Source organism: Streptomyces sp. G-G2 (genome assembly GCF_030063135.1).
In the GTDB taxonomy this organism is placed as follows: domain Bacteria; phylum Actinomycetota; class Actinomycetes; order Streptomycetales; family Streptomycetaceae; genus Streptomyces.
Window position 1 is genome coordinate 65,634 of the sequence record NZ_JASISO010000044.1, and the last position, 6,124, is coordinate 71,757.

Below are 6,124 nucleotides of genomic sequence, written 5' to 3' on the forward strand. Positions count from 1 at the left end.
GCCTCAGCGGCGGCGCAGGTTCTCGATGTCGCGGCGCTCCCGCTTGGTGGGGCGGCCCGCGCCCCGGTCACGGATGCCGACGACGGCCGCCTCGACCGGGGTGGGCGGGGGCGGGCTGTTGTCCGTCAGGCATTCCGCGGCGACCGGCGCGCCGACCCGCTTCGTCACGGCCCGCCGGACCACCACGATGCGCTCGCGGCCCGCGTGGAAGAGCCGCACCTCGTCGCCGGGGCCCACGGCCTGGGCCGGTTTGGCCCGTTCACCGTTGACCTTCACGTGTCCCGCGCGGCAGGCGGCGGCCGCGAGCGAGCGGGTCTTCGTCAGCCGCACGCACCAGATCCAGCTGTCCACCCTCGCCGTTGCCGACGCCGTTCCCGTTGCCTCATCAGCCATGCACCGACTCTAACCGGGGCGCCGCACCCGATCGGGGCGGTCGGCGCTCGAGGATGCGGGCGAGGTCCGGGGCTCCGAGAGCGGAGCTGCTTTTGGTGGATACGACAATGCGCATAGCAGATGCCATGTACATCATCCCAATGGAATTGCACATGCGGCAGATGTGCCCCTACCGTGTCGCACATGCAGTCCTACACCATCGGACAGGCGGCGCGCCTGCTCGGCGTCAGCCCCGACACCGCACGCCGCTGGGCCGACGCCGGCCGGGTCGCGACCCATCGCGACGACAGCGGTCGTCGGCTCATCGACGGCCGGGACCTGGCCGCCTTCTCCGTCGAGGTGGGACAGGGCGCGCACACCGAGGACGGTGAGCCGTACACCTCGGCCCGCAACGCCTTCCCCGGAATCGTCACCGCCGTCAAGCTCGGCGACGTGGCCGCCCAGGTCGAGATCCAGGCAGGTCCCCACCGCCTGGTCTCCCTGCTGACCCGCGAGGCCGTCGAGGAACTGGGCCTGGAGGTCGGCATGCAGGCCACCGCCCGCGTGAAGTCCACCAGCGTCCACATCGACCGCACCTAGCGCCCGTACGGGGCCGTACCGCCCGCACCGCTCGCGCAGTCCGTACCGCCCGTACGCACCACCGGCGCCACCGCCACCAGCCGGCCCCCGTACCGCTCGTTCCCGCCCGTCCCCACCCGCTCCGCCCGTCACCGGCGCGGGTCCTTACCGACCCGAGGAGCTCCACCCGCATGTTCTCCACCAGCACCACCCGCCGTCGCGCCGCCGCCGTCGTCCTGGGGACCGCGCTGCTCGTTCCGCTGACCGCCTGCGGCAAGGACGAGGCCAAGAAGCCCGCCGCGGACGCCGGCGCCTCCGCCTCCCCGTCGGCCGCAGCGCCGAAGGCCGCCAACCTGACGGTCCTGGCCGCCTCTTCGCTCACCGACGTCTTCAAGACGGCGGGCGCCGCGTACGAGAAGGCCAACCCGGGCACCAAGATCACGTTCTCCTTCGCCGGTTCCCAGGAACTGGCCGCACAGGTCAAGCAGGGCGCCCCGGCCGACGCGCTGGTCACCGCCGACACCAAGACCATGGACGGCCTCAGGGCCGAGGTCGACGACCCGAAGATCATCGCCAAGAACCGCCTGGTCATCGCGGCGGGCAAGGGCAACCCCTTCAAGATCGCGTCCCTCAAGGACCTCGCCGACACCAAGATCAAGGTGGTCCTCGCAGCCCCCGAGGTCCCGGTCGGCCGTTACAGCAAGCAGATCCTCGACGCCCAGAAGATCGAGGTGAAGCCGGTCTCCCAGGAGCCCAACGTCCGCGCCGTGCTGAGCAAGGTCGAGCTGGGCGAGGCCGACGCAGGCCTCGTCTACAAGACGGACTCCAACAACTCCAAGGACAAGGTCGAGACCATCGACATCCCGGACGAGCAGAACGCCGTCGCGTCCTACCCCGCCGCCTCCCTCAAGGGCTCCAAGAACGCCGAGGCCGCCGCCGCGTTCGTGGCGTGGCTGAGCACCCCCGAGGCGCAGAAGATCCTCCAGAACGCGGGCTTCCAGCAGGCCTGACCCACGGCCCGTGCCCGTGCGGGTGCGACCGCCCGCACGGGCACGTGAGGTGACACAGGAACAGGAAAGGGGTCGTCCGGTCCGGGGGGACGGGGAGACGGGCGGCCCCTCTCCTGCCGTCGCACCCCGAGCGCCCCCACCACGAGCAGGCTGAGCTGATGACCCGATACCGCACCCGCCGAGGAACCCGCACCCGGCCCCCGTTCGCGCTCGCCGTGCCCGCGCTGCTCGCCGTCGCCTTCCTGCTGCTCCCGCTCCTCGGCATCCTCGTGCGCACCCAGTGGAGCCGGTTGGGCACGCACCTCACCACCCCCGGCGTGATCGAGGCCCTGCGGCTCTCCCTCTTCGTCTCCCTGTGGGCGCTCGCGCTCTCCCTCGTCCTCGGGGTACCGCTGGCCTGGCTGCTCGCGCGGGTGCGGTTCCCCGGCAAGCCCCTCGTCCGCTCCCTCGTCCTGCTCCCGATGGTGCTCCCGCCCACCGTGGGCGGTGTGGCGCTGCTGCTCGGCTTCGGGCGGCGCGGGCTGCTCGGGCCCTGGCTGGAGAGCGGCTTCGGAATCACCTTCCCCTTCCACACCTCCGGTGCGGTGCTCGCCGCCACGTTCGTCGCGATGCCGTTCCTCGTGATCAGCCTGGAAGGGGCCCTGGGCGGCCTGAAACAGAGCTACGAGGAGACCGCGTCCTCCCTCGGCGCCTCCCCGGTCCGGGTCTTCTTCACCGTGACCCTGCCCATGGTCGCCCCGGGCCTGATCGCCGGAGCCGCCCTCACCTGGGCCCGCGCGCTGGGCGAGTTCGGCGCCACCATCACCTTCGCGGGCAATCTCCCCGGTACCACCCAGACCCTGCCGCTCCAGGTGTACTTGCTGCTCCAGGACCAGCCGGAAGCGGCCACCTCCCTGTCGTTGCTGCTGCTCGCGATCGCCATGACGGTACTGATCGGGCTGCGCGGCCGCTGGACCGGAACCCCGGTCGCCGCCGCCGACCGTACGCAGGCCCCCGCGTCCGCGGACGACGAGCCGACGGCCCCGGACCGGGCGCCCGTACCCCGGGCCGCCAAAACCACCAAGGACACCCAGGACACCGGGGACGCCGAGCAGGCCGGGGACACCGCGAAGCCCGGCGGTTCCTGGCCCCTGCACGCCGAGGTGACCGGCTTCAACCAGCTCACCCTCGACGCCGCACCCGGCACCACCATCGCCGTCGTCGGCGAGAACGGAGCCGGAAAGACCACCCTGCTGCGCGCCCTGCTCGGGCTGACCCCCCGCGCCCACGCCGAACTCCGCCTCGGTGACACGGATGTGACCGCCCTGCCCCCGCACAAGCGGCAGGTCGCCTGGGTCCCGCAGGACGGAGCCCTCTTCCCGCACCTGAGCGCCCTCTCCAACACGGCGTACGGACTGCGCGCCCACGGCGTCCCCCGCTCCGAGGCCCGTCGAGAGGCCCAGACCTGGCTCGACCGGCTCGGCGTCGGCCACCTCGCCCACCGCAAACCCGCCCAGCTCTCCGGCGGCCAGGCCCAGCGCGTAGCCCTCGCCCGCGCCCTCGCCGCGCGCCCCCGGCTCCTCCTCCTCGACGAGCCCCTCGCCGCCCTCGACCAGACCACCCGCGCCCACGTCCGCCACACCCTGCGGACCCATCTCGCGGGCTTCGGCGGGGTCTGCCTGATCGTCACCCACGACCCCGTCGAAGCCGTGTCCCTGGCCGACCGGGTCCTCGTACTCTCCGACGGCCGCACCCTCCAGGACGCGCCGCCCACCGAGGTGACCCGCCACCCCCGCTCGCCCTGGGTCGCCCGGATGCTCGGCCGCAACGCCTGGCCCGGCACCACCACCGCCGAGGGGCTCGGTCTCGAAGGCGGCGGGCGGCTGGTGGTCGCCGACTCCCTGCCCGAGGGGGCTCCGGCGCTCGCGATCATCGCGCCCGAGGCCGTCTCGGTGCACCGGGAGCGCCCGGGCGGCAGTCCCCGCAACGTGTGGCCCGGCACCATCCGCGAGATCACCGCCGTCGGCAGCAGACTGCGGATCGTGGTCGCTTCGCCCGAGGCACCCGACCTGGTCGCCGAGATCACCCCGGGGGCCGCCGCGGAACTCGGCCTGAGCGACGGCTCCGCGGTCTGGACCAGCGTCAAGGCGACCGAGGTCACCCTCGTCGCGCTGTGACCCCCGGCGCCGCCGGGTCCCGTACCGGGGCGCTCTCCGCCCCCGCCGGATCCCGTACGGCGAGCCATCCGCGGTCGGCGCCGTCCGGCCCCCCGTCAGCTCCCGCGAGCAGCCACCCGGACGGACCGGACGTCAGCGACAGCACCCCTTCCGCGCGGCTCACCCCGGGCCCGGGGCCGCCGAGGGTGATGACGGCCGCGCCCTTGCCGGTCGCCCGGCGGAACTCCGCGAGCAGCCGGTTCCGCAGCTGCGCCTCCTTGCGGTCCACCACCGGCTGGGCCTGCCCGGACCGTTCCTCCTGTACGACGACCAGCGCGCCGGTGCCCGCCTCCCGGCGCGCGGCGGCGATGCCCGCGCGCAGCGCCCGCAGCCGCTCCAGGCCGCCCCCGTCGAGGGTCCGGCGGCCGCCGTCGAGGCGCAGGAACCGTACGCCCCGGTGCACGGCCGAGGACGGCCCGGCGCCGGAGGTCAGCACCAGGTCGGGGCGTTCGGCCCGGATCTCCTCCCGGGCCCGCCGCAGCCCGGCCTCCGGCTGACCGCCCGGGAGCAGCGCGAACCGCAGGGGCCGGGCGCCGAGTCCGGCAGCCGTGGCCACGAGCGCCGGGTCCCGGAGCACCGGGCGCGGGGGCGCCTCCCCGGTCGGCGGACCCGTGGCGGTCAGGGTGTCCAGCATCAGCGCGCCCGGGCGCGGCCCGGCGCCCGCCGACAACCGGTCGAGGGTCAGCGGGCGTTCGGCGGACGCGGGCACGGGCAGGGTGATCCGGCGTCGGCCGGTCCAGTCGGCGGCGGCCCCGCGCAGCACCAGCTCCGAGCCGTCCCCCTGGCGCAGCCGGGCCGCGACCCGGCTCCCGGAGCCGCCCCCGTCGACCCAGAGCGCGAGGGAGCGCACCGCGTCCGGCAGCGGCACCGGACGGGGCGGCGCGGCCGAGGCGTCCGCGCCGCCCGGCTCCGGAGCGGCCGCGGGGTCCAGGCGCAGCCGGGTTCCGGCGGGCCCGGGGGCGGCGCTCGCGCCGGGGCCGGTCCAGTGGTCCGCGTCGGTGAGGGCCGCCAGGTCCCGCTCCACCAGGCCGACCCCGACGGCGAGTTCGGTGGCCGTCGCCGCCTGCCCCGGGGCTGTGAGGGTGGCCCGGAGCCGTCCGGTGGCCCGTGGGACGAGGGCGGTCAGGGTGAAGCCGCCGCGCCCGTCGTCGCCGACCCGCCAGAGCGTGCGGTCGTACTCCCAGCGCACGTCGCGGCCCTCGACCGGCGCGGCCTCGCCCTGGGCGTCGTAGCCGGTGAGGGCGAAACCCGCCGTTTCGGCGGGATCGGCGAGGCCGATGACGCGGGCGGTCGGCTCGATCCGGGTGAGCGGGCCGAGCACGTCCAGCCGGAGCGCGCCGTCGGCCGCGCCGTCGCGCACGCGGACCAGCGCGCTCCCGGGCCGCAGCGCGCGGAACACCCCGGCCGGGTCGACCCGGCCGGTTCCGCCGGGCTCCGCCGACCAGCGGGGGCCGCCCGGGGCCGGGCCCGGGGCGGGGCCGAGCAGGGTGTCGTACCCGGTGGCGGTGAGGGTGCGGGTCAGGCCGGGGAAGACGCGGGTGGCGCCGCCGAGAGCCTCGACGCGGAAGCCGGTGGCCCGGCCGGAGCCGTTGGGGACGGTGAGGACCAGCCCGTTGGCGACCTTGCGCGGGGTTCCGTCGGACGGGGAGTTCTCCAGGTCGAGGGAGGTGCCGCCGGCGCGTCCGGCGAGCAGGGTGGTGGAGCCGCCGCCGTCGAGGTTGAGGGCTTCCTGGGAGCCGAGGTCGCGCATGAGCCGCCCGAGCCCGGTGAGGGTGAGGCCGCCGCTGTCCCGCTGGCGGCCGTCGACGGCGACGAGGCGCAGGGTGCGGCCGTCCCGGGAGAAGCCGACGGCGGTGCGCGGGGCGGCGGTGTTGTTCGGCTCGCCCTCGTGGTCCTGCGGCGCGCCCGCCACCACCAGGGCCTCGCGGCCGCCGACGGCGGTCCGCGGCTGCGCCGCCGCGCCCCCGG

General features: G+C 75.6%; 5 protein-coding genes. 3 read left to right on the forward strand and 2 right to left on the reverse strand.

The genetic code is table 11. The annotated features are described in order from the left end of the window. Positions 1 to 3: 3 nt before the first annotated feature. Positions 4 to 393: an RNA-binding S4 domain-containing protein gene (locus tag QMF80_RS29175; protein WP_283458593.1), complete on the reverse strand. Its 390-nt coding sequence runs from the start codon at positions 391 to 393 to the stop codon at positions 4 to 6. A gap of 183 nt (positions 394 to 576) precedes the next feature. Here QMF80_RS29175 and QMF80_RS29180 point away from each other — a divergent pair, with 183 nt between their 5' ends. The 3 genes from QMF80_RS29180 to QMF80_RS29190 all read left to right on the forward strand — a co-directional run bounded on the left by QMF80_RS29180 (position 577) and on the right by QMF80_RS29190 (position 4,117). Then, positions 577 to 972, forward strand: a complete 396-nt coding sequence (locus QMF80_RS29180; protein WP_283458595.1) for a TOBE domain-containing protein — start codon at positions 577 to 579, stop codon at positions 970 to 972. Positions 973 to 1,142: 170 nt separating this feature from the next. Beyond that, entirely contained in the window at positions 1,143 to 1,961 is an 819-nt protein-coding gene (gene modA, locus QMF80_RS29185; protein WP_283458597.1) for a molybdate ABC transporter substrate-binding protein, read from the forward strand. A gap of 158 nt (positions 1,962 to 2,119) precedes the next feature. Next, positions 2,120 to 4,117, forward strand: a complete 1,998-nt coding sequence (locus QMF80_RS29190; RefSeq protein ID WP_283458599.1) for an ABC transporter permease — start codon at positions 2,120 to 2,122, stop codon at positions 4,115 to 4,117. On the opposite strand, the gene QMF80_RS29195 is transcribed toward QMF80_RS29190, so the two are convergent. Beyond that, the coding region (locus QMF80_RS29195) for a phosphodiester glycosidase family protein (protein WP_283458601.1) at positions 4,098 to 6,124 on the reverse strand (2,027 nt) is incomplete at its 5' end. The two genes, QMF80_RS29190 and QMF80_RS29195, sit on opposite strands and share 20 nt — an antisense overlap.

What these genes read in the sequence shown, in the direction of transcription:
- QMF80_RS29175 (WP_283458593.1), bottom strand. Translation starts at nt 393, where the DNA reads ATGGCTGATGAGGCAACGGGAACGGCGTCGGCAACGGCGAGGGTGGAC.
- QMF80_RS29190 (WP_283458599.1), top strand. Translation starts at nt 2,120, where the DNA reads ATGACCCGATACCGCACCCGCCGAGGAACCCGCACCCGGCCCCCGTTC.
- QMF80_RS29180 (WP_283458595.1), top strand. Translation starts at nt 577, where the DNA reads ATGCAGTCCTACACCATCGGACAGGCGGCGCGCCTGCTCGGCGTCAGC.
- modA (WP_283458597.1), top strand. Translation starts at nt 1,143, where the DNA reads ATGTTCTCCACCAGCACCACCCGCCGTCGCGCCGCCGCCGTCGTCCTG.